The sequence below is a fragment of the Gracilimonas sp. genome (assembly GCF_014762685.1).
GTDB lineage: Bacteria > Bacteroidota > Rhodothermia > Balneolales > Balneolaceae > Gracilimonas.
The window spans coordinates 1,895,559-1,917,421 of sequence record NZ_JABURM010000005.1 but is presented as its reverse complement, the minus strand read 5'-3'; the positions used below and the strand labels follow the sequence as shown (position 1 = coordinate 1,917,421).

General features: G+C 40.8%; 19 protein-coding genes. 12 read left to right on the top strand and 7 right to left on the bottom strand.

Annotated elements, in window-relative coordinates; all coding sequences use genetic code 11:
- Nucleotides 1-4 precede the first annotated feature (4 nt).
- From hisH to HUJ22_RS08625, 7 genes are all read left to right on the top strand, one after another.
- A complete protein-coding gene (hisH, locus tag HUJ22_RS08655; protein ID WP_290876257.1) occupies nucleotides 5-610 on the top strand; it encodes an imidazole glycerol phosphate synthase subunit HisH in 606 nt (201 codons plus the stop codon).
- Nucleotides 611-721: 111 nt separating this feature from the next.
- Nucleotides 722-1,300 carry a TetR/AcrR family transcriptional regulator gene (locus tag HUJ22_RS08650; protein ID WP_290876255.1) on the top strand — a complete coding sequence of 193 codons (579 nt, stop codon included), beginning with the start codon at nucleotides 722-724 and terminating at the stop codon, nucleotides 1,298-1,300.
- The gene (locus HUJ22_RS08645; protein ID WP_290876253.1) at nucleotides 1,287-2,042 is read left to right on the top strand and encodes an outer membrane lipoprotein-sorting protein; all 756 of its coding nucleotides are present in this window, start codon (nucleotides 1,287-1,289) and stop codon (nucleotides 2,040-2,042) included. Before HUJ22_RS08650 ends, HUJ22_RS08645 begins: the two co-directional genes overlap by 14 nt.
- Nucleotides 2,043-2,119: 77 nt before the next feature.
- Nucleotides 2,120-3,340 carry an ABC transporter permease gene (locus HUJ22_RS08640; protein WP_290876251.1) on the top strand — a complete coding sequence of 407 codons (1,221 nt, stop codon included), beginning with the start codon at nucleotides 2,120-2,122 and terminating at the stop codon, nucleotides 3,338-3,340.
- A gap of 1 nt (nucleotide 3,341) precedes the next feature.
- Complete coding sequence (locus HUJ22_RS08635) at nucleotides 3,342-4,565, top strand: FtsX-like permease family protein (protein WP_290876249.1); 1,224 nt, start codon at nucleotides 3,342-3,344, stop codon at nucleotides 4,563-4,565.
- 58 nt (nucleotides 4,566-4,623) lie between these two features.
- Nucleotides 4,624-5,331 (top strand): ABC transporter ATP-binding protein, encoded by a 708-nt coding sequence (locus tag HUJ22_RS08630; protein ID WP_290876247.1) that lies wholly within the window; start codon nucleotides 4,624-4,626, stop codon nucleotides 5,329-5,331.
- Nucleotides 5,294-6,604: a hypothetical protein gene (locus HUJ22_RS08625; protein ID WP_290876245.1), complete on the top strand. Its 1,311-nt coding sequence runs from the start codon at nucleotides 5,294-5,296 to the stop codon at nucleotides 6,602-6,604. Before HUJ22_RS08630 ends, HUJ22_RS08625 begins: the two co-directional genes overlap by 38 nt.
- 101 nt (nucleotides 6,605-6,705) lie before the next feature.
- Here the strand turns inward: HUJ22_RS08625 and HUJ22_RS08620 are convergent, their stop codons facing one another.
- Nucleotides 6,706-8,913, bottom strand: coding sequence for a TonB-dependent receptor (locus HUJ22_RS08620; RefSeq protein WP_290876243.1), 2,208 nt, complete (start codon nucleotides 8,911-8,913; stop codon nucleotides 6,706-6,708).
- A 152-nt stretch (nucleotides 8,914-9,065) separates the two neighbouring features.
- Between HUJ22_RS08620 and HUJ22_RS08615 the strand changes: the two genes are divergently transcribed.
- Complete coding sequence (locus HUJ22_RS08615) at nucleotides 9,066-9,488, top strand: hypothetical protein (RefSeq protein ID WP_290876241.1); 423 nt, start codon at nucleotides 9,066-9,068, stop codon at nucleotides 9,486-9,488.
- 134 nt (nucleotides 9,489-9,622) lie between these two features.
- On the opposite strand, the gene HUJ22_RS08610 is transcribed toward HUJ22_RS08615, so the two are convergent.
- The 4 genes from HUJ22_RS08610 to HUJ22_RS08595 form a co-directional block, all read right to left on the bottom strand.
- A complete protein-coding gene (locus HUJ22_RS08610) occupies nucleotides 9,623-12,106 on the bottom strand; it encodes a TonB-dependent receptor (protein WP_290876239.1) in 2,484 nt (827 codons plus the stop codon).
- A complete protein-coding gene (locus tag HUJ22_RS08605) occupies nucleotides 12,087-13,457 on the bottom strand; it encodes an HTTM domain-containing protein (RefSeq protein WP_290876237.1) in 1,371 nt (456 codons plus the stop codon). Before HUJ22_RS08605 ends, HUJ22_RS08610 begins: the two co-directional genes overlap by 20 nt.
- A 3-nt stretch (nucleotides 13,458-13,460) precedes the next feature.
- Entirely contained in the window at nucleotides 13,461-14,570 is a 1,110-nt protein-coding gene (locus HUJ22_RS08600) for an imelysin family protein (RefSeq protein WP_290876235.1), read from the bottom strand.
- A 72-nt stretch (nucleotides 14,571-14,642) separates the two neighbouring features.
- A complete protein-coding gene (locus HUJ22_RS08595) occupies nucleotides 14,643-15,857 on the bottom strand; it encodes a DUF4856 domain-containing protein (protein WP_290876232.1) in 1,215 nt (404 codons plus the stop codon).
- A 190-nt stretch (nucleotides 15,858-16,047) separates the two neighbouring features.
- On the opposite strand from HUJ22_RS08595, the gene HUJ22_RS08590 reads away from it, so the two are divergent.
- Nucleotides 16,048-16,479 carry a hypothetical protein gene (locus HUJ22_RS08590; RefSeq protein WP_290876230.1) on the top strand — a complete coding sequence of 144 codons (432 nt, stop codon included), beginning with the start codon at nucleotides 16,048-16,050 and terminating at the stop codon, nucleotides 16,477-16,479.
- Between the two features lie 4 nt (nucleotides 16,480-16,483).
- Here HUJ22_RS08590 and HUJ22_RS08585 read toward each other — a convergent pair whose 3' ends face one another.
- Entirely contained in the window at nucleotides 16,484-17,983 is a 1,500-nt protein-coding gene (locus HUJ22_RS08585; RefSeq protein WP_290876227.1) for a hypothetical protein, read from the bottom strand.
- Between the two features lie 130 nt (nucleotides 17,984-18,113).
- Between HUJ22_RS08585 and HUJ22_RS08580 the strand changes: the two genes are divergently transcribed.
- Nucleotides 18,114-18,482, top strand: a complete 369-nt coding sequence (locus HUJ22_RS08580) for a carboxymuconolactone decarboxylase family protein (RefSeq protein WP_290876225.1) — start codon at nucleotides 18,114-18,116, stop codon at nucleotides 18,480-18,482.
- Here HUJ22_RS08580 and HUJ22_RS08575 read toward each other — a convergent pair.
- Complete coding sequence (locus HUJ22_RS08575; protein ID WP_290876223.1) at nucleotides 18,479-19,291, bottom strand: NAD-dependent epimerase/dehydratase family protein; 813 nt, start codon at nucleotides 19,289-19,291, stop codon at nucleotides 18,479-18,481. The two genes, HUJ22_RS08580 and HUJ22_RS08575, sit on opposite strands and share 4 nt — an antisense overlap.
- 62 nt (nucleotides 19,292-19,353) lie before the next feature.
- Here HUJ22_RS08575 and hemH point away from each other — a divergent pair, with 62 nt between their 5' ends.
- Nucleotides 19,354-20,415: a ferrochelatase gene (gene hemH, locus HUJ22_RS08570; protein ID WP_290876221.1), complete on the top strand. Its 1,062-nt coding sequence runs from the start codon at nucleotides 19,354-19,356 to the stop codon at nucleotides 20,413-20,415.
- Nucleotides 20,412-21,752, top strand: coding sequence for a protoporphyrinogen oxidase (hemG, locus tag HUJ22_RS08565; RefSeq protein WP_290876219.1), 1,341 nt, complete (start codon nucleotides 20,412-20,414; stop codon nucleotides 21,750-21,752). Before hemH ends, hemG begins: the two co-directional genes overlap by 4 nt.
- The last annotated feature ends 111 nt before the right edge of the window (nucleotides 21,753-21,863 follow it).

Below are 21,863 nucleotides of genomic sequence, written 5' to 3'. Positions count from 1 at the left end.
ATTTATGATTGCTATCATCAAGTATAAAGCCGGAAATACAGCTTCAGTTGCAAATGCATTGGACCGATTGGGAGCTCATTATTTTTTTGCAGAAACCCCTGCAGAACTAGAAAGCGCGGAAGCGGTAATTTTCCCGGGGGTAGGCCATGCATCTTCGGCAATGAAATCTCTTGAGAATAAAGGTGTGGATGTATGGCTGAAAAAAACCAAAAAACCTGTGCTTGGAATTTGTGTAGGCATGCAGCTTTTATATGAGACTTCTACAGAAGGAGATACAATCGGATTAGGTATAATCCCCGGCTCTCTTCAAAAGTTTGATGAGTCTAAGGCTAAAGTTCCGCATATGGGGTGGAACCGGCTAAAAAATTCTGGAGAACATCCTATTCTTAAAAACCTGATTGCCAAAAATTATCTTTATTTTGTACATAGCTTTTATGCTCCGGTAACTGAGTATACTTTGGCAACATGCAATTATATCAACGATTTTTCCGCAATTGTAGCTAAAGACAATTTCATCGGTGTACAGTTTCACCCGGAGAAATCCGGAAGCGTAGGATCTTTAATTCTTCAAAATTTTCTGGATTTGGTTTATTCGCCTGAGAAGAGCTAAATAGTTTTCACCCCGTTTCCTCTCCCGTAAGTTTTCAGGTTAAAAATAACGAATATTGTTTTTAAAATTTATTTCCATTAAATTTTTGACTGAACGTTTAGTCAATATAAAATGTCTCCACGAACCAAAGAGCAAAACAAAGAAATTCGAGAGCAAACCCGGCAGCAAATTCTGGATGCTGCCTTCGAGTTATTTGCTAATGAGGGGTATACCCATACAAGTATATCTGCTGTTGCTAAAAAAGCGGGTATTTCAAAAGGACTGATTTATCATTATTTCGACAGTAAAGAAGCCATTCTCGAAGGAATATTTAACAAGTTGGTAGAAATGGGAGATGAAGTCTTGGACTTTCCGGAGGATTTTACACCTAAAGATAAAATCAGGAATGTTCTTGAACAAACATTTCAGATTATAGAAACTGATATCGGGACGATGCATTTAATGATCTCTTTGGCACTCCAGCCCGATACTTTCAGCAGCTTGAAAGACAAAAACAGGGAAATACGAGAAACCCAGATGAAGCAATATGTTAGTTTATTTAGGGAATTAGGTTACGAACAACCGGAACTGGAAGCCTACCGTTTGGGAGCATTGCTCGATGGGCTTTTAGTGGGATGTATTACTTTGGGCGATGAATATCCTTATGAGCAAATGAAAACCAAAATTATGGAGGAATATGTACCATCTTAAATCATTATTGACGGTTGTTGTTGGGCTTTTTATTGCATCAGGTTCCTTGTTTGCCCAAGATGCTACCGAAATTATACGGCAGATGGATGAGAAAATGCGTGGCGAATCGCTCGAGGCAGAACTGACCATGACCATTGTTCGTCCTAGTTGGGATCGTACTATTTCGATGAAAAGCTGGAGTCGGGGAACAGAGTATTCTTTGATTTTAATCACTGGTCCTGCACGGGATGAAGGTACGGCTTTTCTAAAAAGAGGAAATGAAATTTGGAACTGGGTACCGAGTGTGGGACGTACCATAAAAATGCCACCTTCAATGATGATGCAATCGTGGATGGGATCAGATTTTACTAATGACGATCTGGTACGGGAATCATCTGTGGTAATCGATTATGAGCATGAATTGGTCGGTGAAGAAACTATTGAAGGCTATGAATGCTACAAAATTAAGATGACCCCCAAACCGGATGCCCCTGTGGTATGGGAGCAGGTGGATGTTTGGATTTCAAAAGAAGAATATATACAGTTACGTTCCGAATTTTACGATGAATATGGAGAGCTCATAAACGTAATGAAAGGAATGAATGTGAAAGAATTTGACGGGAGGTTGATCCCCTCAAAAATGGAAATGATCCCACAGGATAAAGAAGGCCATAAAACTGTGATGGAATATAAGTCTATGGAGTTCAATGAAGGTATCCCGGAGAGTTTTTTCTCGGTTCAGAATATGAGAAGAGTAAACTAAGATATAATTCAACATTCAAAATTAGTTCGAGATTTTGAATGTTGAATTTTGAATTGGAGACCTAAAGGGTCAAAAATATGTTATACCTAAAACTGGCGTGGCGGAATATCTGGCGGAATAAACGCCGAACCCTGATCACAATGGCTTCTGTAGTGATGGCGGTGTTACTTTCTACGGTGATGAGTTCCATGCAGCAGGGACAGTATGATCAAATGATAGATAATACGGTGGGCTCGTTTTCCGGTCATATTCAGGTTCAGCATCCCGATTATTTTAACGAATCTACCTTGGATAACAGTTTTGAAGTTAATCAACAGCTACTAAGCCGTATTCAAGATCATCCCGAAGTAAAAACCGTAATCCCCCGACTTTATTCCTACGCATTGGCTGCCGGGGATGAACGAAGTAAAGCCGCAATGGTAGTAGGTATTGATGTGGAAAGTGAACGGCAGCTCAGTGAGCCCGATCAAAAAATTGAAGAGGGTGAATATTTCAGGACAAATGAAGATACCGGGGTATTGATTTCGGCGGGGCTGGCCGATTTTTTAAGTGTGCAAGTGGGGGATACACTGGTATTGTTGGGGCAGGGGTTTCGAGGCATGAGTGCTGCCGGTGCCTACCCCATTACTGGGGTTATGAAATTCGGCATTCCTGAAATGAACAATTCTTTGGTTTATTTGCCGATGGAAATTGCGCAACATTTTTATGGCACTTACGACCGGTTAACTTCAGCAGTAGTATTACTTCAAAACCCAGAAAGGGTTCAGGCGGTTGTTTCTGAATTACAGCCGGAATTAGGAGAAGAATATGCCGTGCTAGGCTGGCAAACGCTAATGCCGGAATTGGTACAGGCAATAGAAGCGGACAGGGGGAGCAGTATGATTTTACTTTTAATTCTATACATGATCGTAGGCTTTGGGATTTTCGGAACAGTACTTATGATGACCGCCGAGCGTAAATTTGAATTTGGAGTGATGATTGCTATTGGTACGGCACGGGTTCGAATGGCCGTCATACTGATCTTGGAAATGATTTTCATCACATTCATGGGCACGCTTTTCGGGATGATTAGCAGTCTGCCATTTATGTATTACTTCAACCTAAATCCATTAAAATTCACCGGAGAAGCGGCACGGGCTATAGAAGAGTATGGGATGGAACCATTTATTCGATTTTCCACCGATCCCGCAATTATGCTGAACCAGGGAATGATAGTTTTGACCATCACCCTCATCGTCAGTTTATACCCGCTCTTGCACATGCACAAACTGAAACCCGTAGAAGCAATGAGGCGCTGATATGAATTTGTGGCCGATTATTAAACTAAGCTGGAAAAACGTGTGGCGAAATACTACCCGGAGCGCCGTGGTGATGTTAACGGTAGTTTTGGGAACCTGGGCCGGAATTTTTTCTAGTGGATTGATGAACGGGCTGAGCATGCAGTACATCAGAAATGAGCTGGAAACCTCAGTTTCACATCTTCAAATTCACCATCCCAAATATAGCGAAGAAAATTTACCCAAATACTTTATTCCCAATCCTGATTCTTTGGTGAAAGCCCTGGAAGAATATGGGTTTGTGGAATCGATGTCCGCCAGAAATATGGTGCAGGGTTTGGCTTCAAGTGCAACCAACACATTTGGCATAACAGTGAAGGGAATTCGCGCCGAAGCTGATTCTACTGTCTCAGATCTTCATACCTATATCCACGAAGGCACTTATCTTGAGCCGGGAATAAGAAATGCGGCATTGATAGGATCAAAATTAGCACAGCGGCTAGATGTAGAAGTTCGTTCTCGGATGGTTATTAATTTTCAGGATGTAGATGGCAACATTACGGCTGGGGCTTTTAGGGTAGTTGGAATTTTTGATACTCCAAATTCCAATTTTGACGAAACTCATGTATTTGTAAGTCGTGAAGATATGAACCGGTTGCTGGGTCGGGAAAACACTGTTCATGAAATTGTGATGCTGGTAGATAATTTTAAGAATGCGGACCAATACCGGGATTCGCTGGCGAAGGTATCAGTAATGGAAATCCAAAGCTGGGGAGATGTATCCCCCACTCTACGTTATACCGATTCTAATGTAGATTTCATGCTCTACATCTTTATGACTATTGTTGCTATCGCCCTTACTTTCGGTATCATTAATACCATGTTGATGGCTGTGTTGGAGCGAACCCAGGAGTTGGGTATGCTTAGAGCTATTGGAGTGAATAAAATCCGCACTTTTTTTATGGTGATGATTGAAACCTTGTTTTTAACGCTGGTAGGAGTGCCTATAGGAATGGTTTTGAGTTGGTTGAGTATCTTTTGGGTAGGAAGTGTTGGCATTGACTTAAGTGCTTTTGCACAAGGATTAGAAGATTACGGAATGAGTACTACCATTTATCCGGAATTGCCGGAAGGATATTTTGTAAATATTGGGCTCTTGATGATTTTAGCAACGCTTTTAGCCGCCATTTATCCATCAGTTAAAGCGCTTAAATTAAACCCGGTTCAAGCCATAAGAAAAGTCTAGAAAATAAATAATTAGCAATGATCAATAGACAATACAGCAACAAAAAATCATAAATCCAATGCCCATCATCCAGGTACGTAACGTCAAGAAAGTTTATAATCAGGATCAGGTTCCGGTACATGCTCTGAACGGAGTTAGTTTGGATATTGAAGAAGGCGAATTCACTGCTATTGTTGGGCCTTCCGGTTCAGGAAAAACTACGCTGTTGAATATCATTGGCGGATTAGATGAACCTACAGAAGGTAAGGTGCAAATTCATAACACCGATATGTTTTCGTTAAAAGAGCGAGAGCTGATTGACTTCAGGCTACATCATATCGGGTTTGTGTTTCAAGCCTATAATTTAATTCCCGTGCTGACCGCTAAAGAAAACATCGCTTTTATTTTGCAAATGCAGGGGAGGCCTCAAAAAGAGTGTAACGAACGAAGTATGCAATTGCTTAAAATGGTAGGATTGGAAGATAAAATTAATAAACGTCCTTCCGAACTTTCCGGCGGACAGCAACAGCGAGTAGCTGTTGCCCGTGCGCTTGCATCCAAACCAGATTTTGTATTGGCTGATGAACCCACGGCAAACCTTGATTCCGCTTCAACTGCAAACCTATTGGACATGATGTTGCGGCTGAATGAAGAAGAAAAAATTACCTTTGTGTTTTCAACTCACGATCAAAGAGTAGTAGAACGGGCCCGGCGTGTAGTTACCCTGGTAGATGGTAAAGTTGAAAAGGATGAGGAGAGAATATCCAACATCACGCAAGGAACTTGAATATCGAACATTGACTAGAGGAATATTGAATACCGGAGTTTTGATATGGCTAAAAACTTATCTCTATTTGGAGTGGGACCGATTTCAGCTTGTCCCGAATTACTCAAGAAAAGAAGGGATTGGTGGATTAGGATTATTATTTCTATGCATAATCTTGATTTTCCCCACAACAATCCAAGCACAAAACACTATCGAAACAGATTTCCGAGGATATGTAAAAGAACTGGGTGGCACCAGCATAAGCAATGATTTTGGGACCATCCGTTACGATAACATTCTTCATCACCGCATAGAAAGCCGCTTTAGTTTTGGGAGAAATTTTGAGTTTCGGGGAGATGTACGTAATCGCCTGTTCAACGGCTGGACGGTGAAAAATACTCCCGGTTATGGGGATTTCATGGAAAACGACCCGGGCTATTTTGACCTAAGTCACACGTGGATTGATTCTGATCACACCGTGCTCAATTCCGCCATCGATCGCCTTCATCTTTCATACATTAACGGCCCATGGGAAGTTCATGCCGGGCGGCAGCGAATCAACTGGGGGAAGACAATGGTGTGGAATCCCAATGATTTATTCAATACCTATGCCTATCTGGATTTTGATTATGAGGAGCGCCCCGGAACAGATGCCTTTTATGCTTCATACTCATGGAGTTATGCCTCTAGTATTGAAGCGGGCTATCGCTTTGGGGATACGTTTGATGAGTCGGTTGTAGCTGCTATGTATCGCGGAAATCTAGGTGAGTATGATATTCAGCTAATTGGAGGAAACTATTTTGATCAGTTGGCGCTGGGTGCGGGCTGGAGCGGTTATCTGAAAAACGCAGGATTTAAAGGAGAAACTACTTACTTCCATCCCCGTAAAAATTTTTTTGAGGAAAGCGGGCATATTACAGCATCGCTTGGGGGAGATTATATGTTTTCAAATGCAGTCTATCTTTCCACTGAACTTTTATATAACGGCGGGTGGAAGCGTGCGTTGAATCCCGTTGGGGAACTTATGCAGCCACCTTCAGCTGATGATCTATTTATTGCCAAAACCGGGTATTTTGTGAATGCGTCTTACTCAATAAACCCGCTTACCAGTATCAGTGCCGGAATTTTGGGAAGCTTTGATCGTAAGATGCTGATTCTGATCCCTCAAATTTCTCGCTCTCTGGGAGACAACCTCGATTTTCTGATATTAGCTCAGCTCCTAAAAGGTGAAGTTTTCGCTAATATCACCGAAACTCCAAATGTACTTTTTTTTAGGTTAAAATGGTCGTATTAAAGCTTAGTGGCTAAAAAGAGAAGGCCATGAAGTCACAAAGAAGCACGAAAGGGGATTAGGGGAAGCGAAATATTTTGAAGTTAAATGGCTAAGAAATAGATTCATTCCAGGTCAAAGGAAATGCCTGCTAAAAATCGCCTTCCCTGAATGGGGCCAAATACATAATCGGTGGCAAACTCGTCACTAAAAGGGCGATCCGGGGCAATTATTGGGCTCGGCTGGGTATAGTTGAATAAGTTTTTACCCGAAACAAAAATTTGGATTCCACTATTAAAGCGCTTGCTAAATTTGATATTTTGCTCAGTAAAAGCTTCAGAGAATTGATTTCGGTTAGGATAATCCGGCAGCTTTATTTTTCCATTTATTCGACCGGTATAATCTAGCGTCAGCTTCCATTCTTGAAGGGTATAAGTAGCATTAAAAACAGCCGTGTAATTTGGTGCAAATAGCAGATCTTCTTTAACCCCATTTTCAACACTGAACACATCCTGAACGGTAACCCCAACCATATAAGTGAGCGGTGCTATAAAGTTATGGGCCATACTTAATGAAATTCCTCTTGAGACCGAGTGTCCATCTAAATTAGTATAAATGATTTGATTGGATGTATCATAATCTGGTATGATTTGATTTGAAAACCGGGTATAGAAGATATCGAAATCGGTATTCAGAATAGAGTAAGGGCCGATATCTATAATCTGATTCAAATTCAAAGCCAGATTTACCGAGCGTTCTGGATTTAGAGATTCTGCAACTATAACCTCCCTGGAACCTGTCAATGCTTCATGTTCTTCAGTAAACAGGTTTACAATTCTGAATCCGGTTCCTACATTTAACCTAAAAGTGGTATGGCTGCCGGGTTTAATTTTGGCATTAAACCTGGGAGAGAAAATTACCCCGTGATCTAAATGATGATCGGCTCGTATTCCTGCAAGTGTTCGGAAGGTATCATTCCACCTGTGGTCGTATTGAAGAAAAACTCCGGGAACAAATCGTTTATCTGCAGAACCTCCATCAACAACATTATGGTTAAAAAGCTGGTCGAGTATATCGTAATGAATCGCTGCTCCTGCAAGTAAATCACTTTTTTTTGAAAAAGATTTATCCCAAATTAAATTGGAGAAAAAGGTTTGCTGGCTGGCTTTGTAGTTATAATCTCCGTAGTAACTATCTTGGTGGTGGTAGGCATAGGATGCATCTATCCAAAAATTTTCGGGGCTAAAAGGCAAATCATAGCTTCCGAAAAGTTCTATCCTATTTGTGTAAATAGATTCACCATATATTTCATCGCTCCCCCTTACAGAATGATCAAATGCTTCAACCCCGCCCATGCGTTCTTCGAGATACAGTTTTGCACCAAACGAAGCTTTCTTAAAGTCCGGCCGTTCAAAACTCCACTTGTTGAAAAAGGTGAAACGGGTATCCTGAGTTAAATCTGAAAACCCATCATTATTTTCATCAATAAATGTATTTGAATGAAATAAGCTGCTACTAAATAAGACATGCGATTTATCAAAATTAGGGGCATAGGCCAAATTCAAGTTATGTTCGAGATGAGTACTGGTATTGGCCTGAATTGAAAACATCGGGGAAGAGCCGGGGTCTTTGGTGATAATATTTACAACTCCACCCATTGCCTGGCTTCCGTATAAAGTAGAGTTTGGGCCCTTAATAATTTCCAGATTCTGAATGATGTTTGGGTTGATACCATTCAGCCCATACACTGAAGCAAGTGCACCCATTATCGGCATACCGTCAATAAGTACGGCTGTATAAGGCCCTGCCATTCCGTTAATGCGAATGTTGTTGGTGCCACAAACTGCGCAATCAACCTGGTTATATAAACCGTTGATATATTTAACCGCATCCATCAGGTTTTCTGAAGCTGACTTTTCAAGTGCCTGACCGGATATCCAGCTGACTTTTACAGGAGAATCTTTGATGGTGGTTTCTTTCAAAGTCCCGGTCACTATCACCTGCTCTAACTCTGTTATTGAAATACGTAATTTTAGCTCTAGAAATAGCTGTTCATTAGCTTCTACAAAGATGTTTTGTTTAAAAGGTTGCAACCCAACAGCACTTACCGAAATGGTGTATTCACCCTCAGGAATATTTTGAAGGAGAAATTGCCCGTCATCATCTGAAAATGTTCCTTTATTTAATGATTCTATACCAACTGTAGCGGATGGAATTGGTTTATTATTAGAAAGTATAATTCCAGAAATACTTCCAGAATCTTGAGCGGAAAGTGAAATGGATCGTAAAACGATAATAGCGGTAAAAAGCAGGATTTTGATGAAATAATGCATGGGTAAATAAATTTTTAGCCTTGACTAAATATGAGGCTAAAATAATAATTAGTCAAGGCTAAAAAGATTAAATCTTACTACTTTTGTTTTAATATTAAAGCAAGTTTGTATATAATAAAGGGACATCCAACCTTAAATTACGGAGTATAGCTATGGAAACAACAATCGGAAAAATTGGAAGATTCGTTTATGCAATACCCTTTGCAATATTCGGACTTTTTCATTTTATGAATGCAAGTGCAATGGCCGGAATGGTGCCAATACCCGGTGGAGCTTTCTGGATTTATTTAACAGGAATTGCTTTAATTGGTGCTTCAGTAGCATTAATTATTCAGAAAGAAGTAAAGCTTGTTGCGTTATTGTTGGGAATAATGTTGCTTATTTTTGCCCTCTCTATTCATTTGCCGGGTGTAATTGGAGGTGGAGAGAATATGCAAACTTCTATGTCTAATATGCTAAAAGACCTGGCCTTGTCCGGAGCAGCTTTCTTTGTATCGGGAGTTTATAGCGATAATAAGAGTGAAGGTGCCAATAAAAGCGGAAATGAAAGCGCAGGAGTTGGTGGATTTGAATAACCACTGATAAGAATGAAGTAAATGAAAGCCCGGTTGTTTCACTGCAATCGGGCTTTTTGGTTATATCTATTTTTAAGATAACCCGGAAGGGGGTTGGGGGATGGTTTGAATTGGTATCAATCAGCTATATTCGGTCATGTCCCAATTCTAAATTGGACTGTGGCATAAAAGGTTCTTGGTGGGGATGGAATAATGCCCGGGCCCGGATAACCGGTGGCTCGTCGGGTAAAATACCAGGAATTCAGGACATTGTTGATGCCTGATTCAACCTTAATTTTCTTGTAAGACCAAGACAGGGAAAGATCGACTATTTCATATGCCGGGATCTCGCCACGGATGCCGCTTTGGTTATCATTCGGATTTTGTTCGGCATTTGAAGCATCCGTGTATTGATTGGAGACGAAGGTGTATTGCAATGAGCCAATCAAATTTTTGTAACCGATCGTAAGTCCTGTTTTCATATTGAGTAGAGGAATAAATTCAACCTCATTGCCTTTTACGCCGGCAATCTCAGAATCGAAATATTCGGATTGGGTAAGTGCTGTATTCGCAAAAACAGAAAACTTTATATCTCGTTGGTCTTTGTTCAAAAGTGGTAAAATATTCACCTTAAACAAACTTTCTATTCCATACATAAAAGCCCGCCCGATATTTCCTCGGTAACGAACAACACGCCCCGTTTCCTCTCTGTTTCCTTCTGCATTAATACGTGTCTCAGCTCTTAAAACTTCCCCGATGCGGTTGTCATAGAGCAATCCAAAGCCACCGAGATCATAAGAAATACTTTCTCCAAGGCTTCCGCGTATACCAAAATCAGTGGTAAAACCGCTTTCATCAGTGATCTCAGGATCAATCTGGAATGTGGGATTTACAACCCTGATATCATTAAAAGTTACGGAGCGATAGTTTTGAGAGAAGTTTCCGTAAAGTTCCGTATTTGAATTGGGGAGGTAACTGAGTCCCGTGCCAAGCAGTAAAAAACTTCGGTCAAACGTTCGATTGTCTTCAAAAGTCTGATTTTGAATAGGATTTCCGGCCAAATCAAAATTAACACGCTTGAAAGTTCCCCGGCTTTGTGTTTTGATGTACTCAAATCGAAATCCCGGGGTTATAGAAAAATTCTCTTTCACATAAAAAATGTTCTCGCCGAATATTGCGAGGTTTTGGTTGGGAAAGGTAAAATCGGATTGATTGGGATAATTTGAAAATTGCTCGTCAGCTAAGGTAAAATCAGCTTCAGCACTCGCGCTACCGGGTCCCTGAACGGAGGTATTTCTGGAATTGTAATATTTGCTTCCGATCAGAAACACAGCATTTTTTTCTCCGATTGAATATCGGTTCAACAGGCGTGCTTCTGTTCCCCAGTTATTGAAATCCCCCAGGATAAGGTCACGAGGTGATTCTGGGTCGTCTTCTTGAGACACGCGGTTGGTTCGGAATCCAACTGATTTTCGGGAGGCATCAAGACCATAAGCAAGAATACTCAGCTTAGTTTTATAGGAAAACTCATGCTCGAAATTTATAGAAGCCAGTTTCCAGTTCACGTCAAACCAGTTACGGGTTCGGTTACTAAAGGTTGGATCTCTATAGAACTGGGCATCAGTCAACCCTCCGGGCTGCTGGGCAAGGTAATTCAGATAAGTGAAGTCCAGCCCGATTTTGGTTTGTTCACTGAATTGATAATTTGTGTAGAAATAAAGGTTGTCCGATTCGAAATTGGAATTGGGCCGAAATCCGTCTCCCTTTTTAAAATTGTAATAGCCATAGTAGCCTACCTTTCCAACAGTTCCGCTTACGCTATTGAATGTAGTAAAGAGTTTATCAGAACCTGTAGATTGACGTGAAATAACTTCAATGGCCTTGTCTTTTACGGGTTTCTTCATGCGGAAATTAACCAATCCGCCAAACTGAGTTCCATATTGCAGGGAAGCCGCTCCGCGAATAACCTGTATTTCCTGAAGCCCTTCGGCCGGAGGTGTGTAATAGCTTTCCGGGTATCCCAAAACATCGGCACTTATATCATATCCGTTTTGGCGGATATTAAAGTTGGAAGATCGATTGGGATCAAGTCCGCGCCCGCCAATGTTTAGCTGTAAACCTGCATCATTGGATTCATAAATGTTCAGTCCGGATATCTGGCCGTAGATCTGTCTGGCATTATTTGAGGAAGTATTTACTACCATTTGTTCAATGGAGATAACTTCGTTTTTCTTTCCTGCATAAATAGAAGTTCCTTCCACCTCCCGAAGCCTTGTTAATCCAAAAACTTTATCTCTCTGATCGATGACAGCCACATCAGACATTTCGCCGGATAGTTTCTTTAATTCAAAATTAAAATCCGAATTATTACCATCCAGAATGATAGTTTTATTTACAATTTCATATCCAAGCTTAAAAAAGAAGAGATTATAGTTTCCATAGGGGAGGTTGTTTATTTCGAAGTACCCATTTTCATTAGTTTGGAAAGACTTTCCGGCGTTGTTGTCATAGATGTCAACATCCTCAATAGGCTCTCCGGTTTCTGCATCGGTGATATATCCTGAGATCTGATGTTGTGCTAAAGCAGAAATTGAAAGCAGGGAAAAAATAATAAACAGACTAAAGTCCTTTAATCTCATCGTCAAAAGGGAGTAACCAGGTTCGGTGTTTCAGTGAAGGTTGAATAGTGGTCAGGTCGACCTCAGGATCAACATAACGTCGGCTTTGTCGTCCATTCAAAGCCACATAACTGTCTACATAAATTTCGGGATCTTTGATGCCTTGCTGCTGATAATGATCTTCCAGAAAATGGGCATATTCTAAAATGAAATCAGGTTGGCTGGACATTTGTTTTTCCTGGAACCGGGTCAGAAATTTTGTGTTATCTACATAAAATCGTTGTCTATTTTCAGGATCTACCACTTTAAAATTGGCATATCCGGCTTTTTCCATCAACATCACCCGCCAGGAGAATCGGTAGCCTTCCTCTGTCCAAAAAAGCTCTCCGGGATACAGCATATATCGAAAGGGAACAAGCAACTGAATCATAAAAAAGACGGCTACCATACTAACTGAAGCTTTTCGGATCCAAGCCTTAGGGAAGGAATAATCAGCCCCGTTATCAAAAAAGGATTTACTGATTTTGAACCACTTAGAAGTATATTCAAGTATTCGGTTGTGCAAACCGGCATCAAAAAAGATAAGGGCACTGGCGATCATGATGTAAGGGAACATCCCGATGGGAAATAAAACACGAGTGAGTAGATGAAAAACGACTACCATCGCAAAAGCAATAATTCGGGTCCTTTTATAAAGCAAAAGAAAAGGAATGGTAAGGTCGTAAAGGGCGCCCGCCCATGCAAAGGCGTAATGTGTCCAGGTTTGCTGAAGCAGGTCTCCTAAAATTGGGATAGAATATTTGGCCGGCAACCAGATCTGCAGAGGCATGGCCTTGAATAACCAATCGGAATTGAGTTTGGCAAGTCCTGCATAGAAATATACAATAAAAAGCAGGAATTTAATTGAATCAATGCTCCATTTAGGAACTTGTTGAGACCGAAGATTTTCGTCTTTGTATGCATCCAGGGAATAATAAGCGTGAGCAGGCAGAAAGATCATCAGAAAACTGAGGATACTGATGAAGTAATAATGATTGAGGTAAGTGGTTTTGTCCATCAGCTCGATGTAGGTGAAACTGAGGAAAAAAACGATGATGGAAATGCGGTACTTATATCCAAGGGTAATAAAAACGGAGGAAAGTCCGCAAATGAGAAAGATCAGATAAGTCCATTCGCCCAATGGCTGAACCCACTCAAAGCCATAATAGGAAAAGAAGAAATCCGGTTCTATATACAGCTTTTCGATCCAGCCATTGGCCGCAAAGCGAACAATGCTGATTAGCATCAAAATTCCGAAAAAAATCCGGAAAACAGCTAATGGAGCAGCATTGGTTGAAGTATTGAGATATGACCGGATCGAATTGGTATTCACTGTTTAATCACCGTCAGCATCAACATAATCCACGTTGATGTTCAGTGCCTGAAGCATATCCACTTTCATGTAAACAACATTCAATTGCAGTTGATCGTAGGTGGAGAGCATTAAGTTATTATTAGACTCCACCTGCTCCGCAAAATTATCATTCAGGATTTTAGCTTCCTCTCTTGCAGCATCAAACTGGTTGTTGATGAGGGTTGCAAGATCAGTTCCATCTTTCATTGTATTTAGGAAATCGAGATATGATTTCAGGCTTTCACCGGAAGTATTACTTTCAAAATGTGTACCGTTGAAGAAATTCTGAGAGGCATTTAATGCTTCGTTGAATAAGGATTTGGAAAAAGCATCACTGTAATAAGCTTCTACATGAGTGCTGAGTGGTGAGCCGGAAAATACACCTGCAGGAATACCAATTTTACCTGCACGAAGATGTTTTTCATAATAGTAGATATAATCATTTACCATCATATCCAGAGAAGAATTCGCGCCATTACCGGAGTTACTTACAAATTCATCACGGTATCCGGAAGTCCAGTCTGTCAAGACCTCACTTGAAAGAAATTGAATACGAGCAGTGAGATCTGTTAGGTAGGTGAGATATCCGTTCGAGTTTTCATGGGTAGTGTAGAAAGCCAGGGTCTCAGTATCATTTGCACCCAATCCATTTAGCATGTAATCGAGTGCAGGGAATCCCTGACTGTCGTTTAGTGAAGACAGCTCTAGGTTATAGTTGCCTTCCATGATGTTAGTCTCAATTTCTGTTGTGTCGGTGGGATAGATATTCAGGTTATCGCGAAAGCGAAGCTCCATGGCTTTTCCCATTTCAAACATAGAAACATGCTGAAAGGCCAGGTATGCAGATTTCCAGGAATTGCGTAGTATTTCAAGATTTTGGAGCGTTGGTGCTTGAGCAAAAGCTGACGCATCTGAGTGTAACTGGTCGGCAGAGCCTGAAAAAGCTGTAAAAGAAGGGATAATAATATTATCAGACCAGTTTACAAGAATAGCCTCCCTGTCAAAATCATCTACATTAGGGCCGGAAGGACCATCTTTGGTGCAACTCCATAATGCAAAAAGAGTAAGTAAAATGATCGCAATTTTTTTCATAATGACAGTGGTTTAAAATTAAAAAAGCCGGCAACTGTTTCCCGGTTGCCAGCCAGATTTGAGAGTCTAAAATTAGTTAGCAGCTTCTTCGATAGTGAAATCGAATTGACCAGCAATTTCTTGTGCGATGTTATCCAGCGTTTGCGGGGTAACCTCCCAAAGTCCATTCCCTTGAGTAAGCTGAGCAAGAAATCCATCTACATCTGTTTTAGTAAGATACGGACTGTCTGAATTTGGAACACGGGTAAACTGAAGGCTGAAGATAAATCCATATCCTTCTGACAGATCATGGAAGGCTGCTCCATAGTCAGGTGTTTCTTGATCTAAAGCATTTTTCCCGGATTGAAGGTAATATACCGCTCGAACAGCAATGGCCTTAGACAGATTTTCTCGAATGATTTGAGCCTGTTTGTCACGAACAGCATATTCTCCGGCCACAATAGCAGCACGGCCTAATTTAAAAGCATCAAATACTTCTTGTGAAATACCTGCAAAATCTTCATCCGCTTCAAGACGGCCTAAATACTTGTTAAGGAAGGCATCGTCATCGCCAGTAGTTGGAACAGGATTAGAAAGGTCTGTAGCCGTGCCATAGAGGTATCCATAGGCTTCATCCCACTTATGTTCCATATTGGTATAATTTGAGCCTTCAGCAAGGGTGCCGTTATTGTTGTCTTCACGATTTGTTCCGGCATCCAGTACAGAAGTACTGATATAATTATTTAGTATTTGGTCGGTCATTAATGCACCGATCAAGCTTTTACCAACCAATTGGTTGTATTCAAAGCCTTTACCGTTTACATATCGAGTTGAAGAGCCATCGGCAATTTGTCCGGGTTGACCGGGCTCTGCCATGGTATTCTCATTGGGATAGACTTCTTCAATTTGGTTTATCAGCCAGGTTTCAAACTGATTTTTGAGTTCGGCACTAACGGTAGTATTTGTAGAGAAGTAATCTGTGGATGCAGCTACTTTACTTTTAACATTCTTGGTTGCAGCATTCAATTCCTCATCTGAATATGGATTCGCATCTCCACCGTCTGCAGTTTGGTTTCGGTACATTTGCAGTAAAAGTTCTTTGGTAGAATTATCAAAGTCATTAATGGCACCAACAAGTTCGGTGGTCATTTTAATGCGGGTTGTTTGTCCGGTGAAGGAAACAGTTGATTCCCCGTTTCGGGTAAATTCGTAGTTGGCAGGGACGTCAATTTGCGGATCATCATTAGAACCACATGAGATCATAACGATGGAGGTTAAGGTAAGGACGAATAGTTTGTTAAGCTTCATTTTGTAAGAATGAGAAATTAAGGGATGATTATTTATTTAGATCGATTCTAAGTTAAGGAGAGATTTAAACCAAGTCAAAGCTTATGTAGAATAAATCTAAATTAATTTTTCTCTGTTAAATACCGGGGAACAAACCGCGATCGCGTTCATTTAAAACATACAAATGAACAGAAATAAAGACTGAGGAATCATGTTAAGACATATATTCACCATTTTACTTACAGGCATAATTGTGGTACTGGGAGCTTGTTCAGGAGAGACCGAGAGAAAAGCCGGTGAGGTTGACGACCAAATTGAAAGTACAGTTGAATCTGCAAAAGAGGATGTAGAGCAAACAAAAGCTGAATTTACAGCCGAGGCTGAGGAGAAGCTTGAAGAATTAAACAGTAAAATTCAGCAAGCAGAAAATAAATTAAGGGAGGAATCAGGTGAAATTGAAGAAGATGCCAAGGAAGAGCTTAATAATTTAAAAGAGCGGCGTGATGCAATAAAAAAAGATATTAATGACTTGAAAGAAGCGAGCCAAGAGAATTGGGAATCCTTAAAAGCGTCAGTCCAGGCTGAAATTAAGTCTTTGAGAAACAGTTATACTAGTTTTTTGGAAGATTTTAAGCTGGGATAAGGGTTTAGGGTTGGTGCCTTGGTGAAACCAATTCCATAACCTGGCTCAAAACATTTTTACCGATACTAAAAACACGTTCTTGTTGGTTCATAGCCAAAAATCGAAGTACTGTGCGAAGCTCTGCAAGTAGTTTTGGTGGGTTGCTAACCAACGTGTCTTCAGTTACAACTTCATCCCAATCAATAGAGTGTTGAAATTTAACTCCGGCTCTTGCCATCGTTTTTAAATAAACATTGGCCATCAGTCCGTAACCAATGGTAGTGGGATGAAGTCCGTCCAGGCTAAATATTCCGCCTTTGTAGAGTTTACCCTCATCATTTAAGCGGATGAAATCTGTAGACAGATTAACATCTCCATTTTCATCTACCAAATGGGCAGTGCTTTCTTGTCTCTTTAAAGCATCAGCTAGCCCCTTAGGAAAGTCCCGAACCAGCTCACCGCCTAAACGTCTGCGTGCCATACCGGCTACATTTTTAGCCATAGGAACAACAGACCATCCATATTCTTTAGCTACTTTTTTGATGATGGCATTGTAGTCGTCCATGGTAAGGTCGAGCTGAATGGCTTCATCTTTGGTGAGATGCGGGTGTTTGTCGGGATGAAAATCTTCATCCCAGATCCAAAAACGGGTGTAGTAATCAAAATATCCCAGGCGTTTGCTGGAAAGGTCTGAATTCACCCCACGCATAACGGGTGGAATTGTCACATAAGGCAGAGTAGGGACAAACACCCGCTTAGCTCCAAGCCCGGATACTTTCTCAGCCATTTTTCGATACTGCTTCTCAAAATGTTCCGGTCTGTAAATAGTGTGAGCCCGCTGCCCGGGAAAAACCTCAAGGTCGTCATCCTCGGTCCAAATAAGTTTGAGATCGGTAACTGTCGCGATCATGTTATTATGACCAAGACAAACGATTAAATTCTCGATGCCTCCATCTTCAGCTAATACTTTAGCATTATCAATTTGGGAACGCTTTTGATATTCGGGTTTAAGAGAAGGGTTTAAAACCAGTCGTGCAGTCGTAAATTTGGCATGCTCGGGAAGCATATTAAACACCGTGAATTGCTCCCGGTTGTTCATAATATGATGGCGACTGTTTTCTTCGGTTACTTTCCATGAGTCGCTGATATTGAATCCCCAAACAGATTGATTGTGATAGGGTTGAACCCGGTCAACAGCAAGATCCTTAAAACCTCCTTCCCAATATCTTTTAATTCGTTTTAAGGTTTTAACTGTATATTTGGCAGCAGGAAGAAATTCTGTCCAATCAATTTCATCCCCGTACTCCTCAGATAAACCCCGTACTAAAACTTCGATATTAAGAGGAATTCCGGCTTGGGCAGTAAATTTAGGCTGATCAAATTCTGGTTTGGGCTCAAAACAGCGATGGAGCAGAGCCGGAAAATTCATGTCTGTACGGTAAATGCCTCCGTTATTAAACCCTTGTGAAAGGCTATCTCCAATTACAACCAGTTTATGTTTTGCTTCTTTTTTATTCCAGAACATAGTATTTGATGACCGCTAAATCACGAAAGCAGAAAAAGATAATTAAGTGTAAGTTTCGCTTGAAGAAAGTAAGAAATATGAAACCACTTTCCACTTATTTACTGAGTAAAGGAAGTGAAAATAAAAGATTATGTCAGAAAAAAATCGATTGGAATTGTTTAGAGAAAAAAGAAGTAAGATGAACGATAAGGTGATGGACTTGGATCATCTTGGGATTAAGCGGTTTTTTAATATGGATACCAATACCTATCGGGAGGGGGCACTTCCAACTCAAACGAAAGAGTTATTGGGGCTCGTAGCTTCTGCTGTGCTGCGCTGTAACGACTGCATTGATTATCACCTGGAACAATGCGCAAAAACCGGCTCAACCAAAGCTGAGATTGTTGACGCACTGAATGTAGCATTGATCGTAGGAGGCAGTATTGTGATCCCGCATTTACGACATGCCGCAGAAACACTGGAACTTTTGGAAAGTGAAGGAATATTGAATCCCGGCTAATCTGCCAGAAATTCCTCCGGTTCAGGATGAAGAAATTTAATTTTAAGCTGTTTTTTTAATTTTTCAGATGAAACAATTTTCCCATCAGCACCGCCTTCTTCAAAAGTTGGTTTTTTCAGTTCCAGGCGCTCAGCTATTTTAGTGTAGATTTCAGACCTGGAAGGGTGGCTGCTACTGCAAACATTGAAAATCTCACCGCTTATTTTTTTATCAATTATTTTTTCAGTTACCTGAATCACGTCATCACGATGCACTAAATTGACAGGTGAGTCACCTTGAGCAATATTTTTTCGTCCGGCCATGTATTTAGCAGGGTGGCGATCTTCTCCATATAAACCAGATAATCTCAGGATTACAGCATTGGGAGAGTACTTAACCAATGCACCTTCTGCAGCTGTAATTGCGTTACTGCTCGTTTCGTCCGGATCTGCATCTGATTCTGTGACTATATTCTTCGTATCTTCATACACGGAAGTGGAACTATACATAATAGTTTGTACGTTTCTATCAGCCAAAACCTGGGAAAGTTGTCCGAGTATTTTTGGATATTCATTTCGATCTTCACCCCGGCCCGGTGAAATAGAAATGATTACTGAATCTACATCCGGTAAGCGGATATCAGAAAGGGCAGTAACTGGTAATTCAAGTTTAACAGGCTTAATTCCAAGTGCATTAAACTCGGAAAAGTTAGAAGAGGAGCGCGTGGTTCCGTAAACAATTTTATTATTTGCAATGAGACGCGCTGCCAATTTTTTTCCTAACCAACCACACCCAATGATTAATACAGGCCTATTTTTCCCGGAATTCATATTTTTTACACATTAAATAAACTTATTGCTCAATTGTAGCAGAACATAGATTAAAAAAAAGCATGGAACAATCTAAAACAGGGATTTTATTAGTTAACCTTGGATCACCGGATAGTTATGAACCCGCTGATCTGAAAGTATATTTGAGAGAATTTTTAACCGATAAACGAGTCATTGATGTTCCTTCACCTATACGTAAGGCAATTGTCGAGACCATGATTCTTCCATTTCGTCCAAAAGAATCAGCTGAAGCTTATGAGTTGATTTGGTGGGATGAAGGTTCTCCTCTGATTGTGATCACCCAGCGTGTTATTGATAAATTGAAAGCCCGGTTGGGGGAGCACGTTCCCATTGCCATGGGTATGCGCTATGGCAATCCTTCTATTGAAGCCGGTTTTGACGCACTCATGGAGCAAAACCCTGACCTGGAAAAAGTTTTTATGATTCCACTGTATCCGCAATATGCCATGGCTACTACTGAAACCGTGATCGAGAAAGCCAAAGAAGTGTGGCTGGAAAAATATCCCCACCTGGAAATGGAAACTAAAGAGGCTTTTTATGACGACCCGCTTTATATAAAAGCATTAGGAGAAAGTATTCGTCCATATATTGAGGAGCATGACATTGATCATTTAATGTTTTCTTATCATGGAGTACCCGAGCGTCATATAAAGAAAAGAGATATTACCGGCGACCATTGTCTGAAGTGTGAGGATTGCTGCAACGTAAATTCACCGGCTCATACTTTTTGTTACCGGCACCAAAACGTGAAAACCACTCAAAATGCTGCAGAATATTTAAATCTTGATAGTATGGATTTTACGTACAGCTTTGCTTTTCAGTCTAAATTAGGGATTGATCCTTGGTTAAGCCCGGCTACTGATTCGGAATTAGTGCGATTGGCTGAAGAAGGTGTAAAAAAGGTAGCAGTAACCTGCCCGGCTTTTATCTCTGATTGTATTGAGACCTTGGAAGAAATCGGTATTCGCGGAAAAGAAGACTTTGTTGAGGCCGGGGGGGATGACCTCATCCTCATTCCATGTGTTAATGATGATGATCTTTGGATCGATGCTTTGGAAAAGTGGTGTACTGAGAAACTGCAATTGGCAGAAAAAACAACTTGAGTAATTTAAATAAAAAAGAAATAATTATTCTTGGCGGAGGTATCTCCGGCCTGGCTACAGCATGGTATTTGCACAAAGCAGGCATTTCTTTTAAGCTTATTGAAAAAGAGGAAGAAACCGGTGGAGTGATTTCATCACAGAAAGCCAAAGAAACCGTGTTTGATTTCGGCCCTAATTCCCTTCGTGACCATGACGGTTTTATCCGTGAACTGGCGGAAGAAGCAGGGTTGAAAGATGACATTATCCAAATATCAGAAGCCTTCAAAACCCGGTTTATTGTAAGAAACCGGGAACTTCAGAGGTTAACGCCTTCAGTAAAAACACTGGCCACAACTGAAGTGCTTTCGGTAAAAGCAAAGGTGCGTATGCTTGCAGAACCTTTTATTCCCAAAGGTGAGACTGAAGACGAAAGCGTAGGGGCTTTTTTAGAGCGAAGGATTGGTAAGGAAGCCGTTGAATATTTGGTAGATCCGGTATTTTCGGGAATTTATGCCGGTGATATTTTTAAGATGAGTAAGTATGAGATTCTTCCAAAATTGGCTGAAACTGAGAACAAATTTGGATCTTTAGTGATGGGAATGTTTCGATCCAAAAGGGAAAAATCCGAAATCAAGCCCATGATTTTGACTTTCAAAAAAGGTATTCAGCAACTAACAAATGCTGTCACGGAAAAACTATCGGCCCATATTTTGAATGAGGAAGTAATCAACCTTAAAAAAATACGCAGCGGATTTGAGGTGAAGACGGATGCAGGTACTCATCAGGCAAGTACAGTGATTACTTGCTTGCCTGCTTATACCCTGTGTTCGATTATGTCAGAGTTTAACCCTGAATTATCTCAAACCCTGGGAAAAATTGATTATGCCCCGATGCTTTCAACCCAAGTTATCTTCAATAAGAAGGATATTGAATTTCCTGAATCCGGATTTGGCTTCCTTGTCCCGCGTAAAGAAAATATCCGGCTGCTGGGAGCTATATGGAAATCCAGTATATTTCCGGAATTGACTTCGGAAGGAAAGCTACATTATACGCTAATGGCCGGCGGAGCCCATGATCGGTCGATATTATCATCTCCGGTGGAGAAAATTGAAGAAGCGATCGTACAGGAGTTTTCAGAGCTGATGGGGATTTCAGCAAATCCGACAGTCATTAAATCCAAACTATGGACCAAAGCAATACCTCAGTTCCAGGTAGGATATGGGAGAATCAGGAACGAAATCACAAAATCCGAACAAGAAAATCAGGGACTTTATGTTGGAGGTAATTATCGTTGGGGTGTTTCCGTGCCTGATTGTGTGAAAGGAGCAAAGGAATTGGTGAATGACGTTCTTTTATAATTTCAACTTGTAAAATGAAACGGTTAATCTCCTACTAAGTTTATCGCGTTCTCATTTCCAGCTATTTAATTTTGCATTTCCGTTCTCAAGACCGATATTCGTGCACATCTT

Excerpts from the sequence above, each read along its gene's own strand:
- hisH (WP_290876257.1), top strand. The coding sequence starts at position 5 with ATGATTGCTATCATCAAGTATAAAGCCGGAAATACAGCTTCAGTTGCA.
- HUJ22_RS08650 (WP_290876255.1), top strand. The coding sequence starts at position 722 with ATGTCTCCACGAACCAAAGAGCAAAACAAAGAAATTCGAGAGCAAACC.
- HUJ22_RS08645 (WP_290876253.1), top strand. The coding sequence starts at position 1,287 with ATGTACCATCTTAAATCATTATTGACGGTTGTTGTTGGGCTTTTTATT.
- HUJ22_RS08640 (WP_290876251.1), top strand. The coding sequence starts at position 2,120 with ATGTTATACCTAAAACTGGCGTGGCGGAATATCTGGCGGAATAAACGC.
- HUJ22_RS08635 (WP_290876249.1), top strand. The coding sequence starts at position 3,342 with ATGAATTTGTGGCCGATTATTAAACTAAGCTGGAAAAACGTGTGGCGA.
- HUJ22_RS08630 (WP_290876247.1), top strand. The coding sequence starts at position 4,624 with ATGCCCATCATCCAGGTACGTAACGTCAAGAAAGTTTATAATCAGGAT.
- HUJ22_RS08625 (WP_290876245.1), top strand. The coding sequence starts at position 5,294 with ATGAGGAGAGAATATCCAACATCACGCAAGGAACTTGAATATCGAACA.
- HUJ22_RS08620 (WP_290876243.1), bottom strand. The coding sequence starts at position 8,913 with ATGCATTATTTCATCAAAATCCTGCTTTTTACCGCTATTATCGTTTTA.
- HUJ22_RS08615 (WP_290876241.1), top strand. The coding sequence starts at position 9,066 with ATGGAAACAACAATCGGAAAAATTGGAAGATTCGTTTATGCAATACCC.
- HUJ22_RS08610 (WP_290876239.1), bottom strand. The coding sequence starts at position 12,106 with ATGAGATTAAAGGACTTTAGTCTGTTTATTATTTTTTCCCTGCTTTCA.
- HUJ22_RS08600 (WP_290876235.1), bottom strand. The coding sequence starts at position 14,570 with ATGAAAAAAATTGCGATCATTTTACTTACTCTTTTTGCATTATGGAGT.
- HUJ22_RS08595 (WP_290876232.1), bottom strand. The coding sequence starts at position 15,857 with ATGAAGCTTAACAAACTATTCGTCCTTACCTTAACCTCCATCGTTATG.
- HUJ22_RS08590 (WP_290876230.1), top strand. The coding sequence starts at position 16,048 with ATGTTAAGACATATATTCACCATTTTACTTACAGGCATAATTGTGGTA.
- HUJ22_RS08585 (WP_290876227.1), bottom strand. The coding sequence starts at position 17,983 with ATGTTCTGGAATAAAAAAGAAGCAAAACATAAACTGGTTGTAATTGGA.
- HUJ22_RS08580 (WP_290876225.1), top strand. The coding sequence starts at position 18,114 with ATGTCAGAAAAAAATCGATTGGAATTGTTTAGAGAAAAAAGAAGTAAG.
- HUJ22_RS08575 (WP_290876223.1), bottom strand. The coding sequence starts at position 19,291 with ATGAATTCCGGGAAAAATAGGCCTGTATTAATCATTGGGTGTGGTTGG.
- hemH (WP_290876221.1), top strand. The coding sequence starts at position 19,354 with ATGGAACAATCTAAAACAGGGATTTTATTAGTTAACCTTGGATCACCG.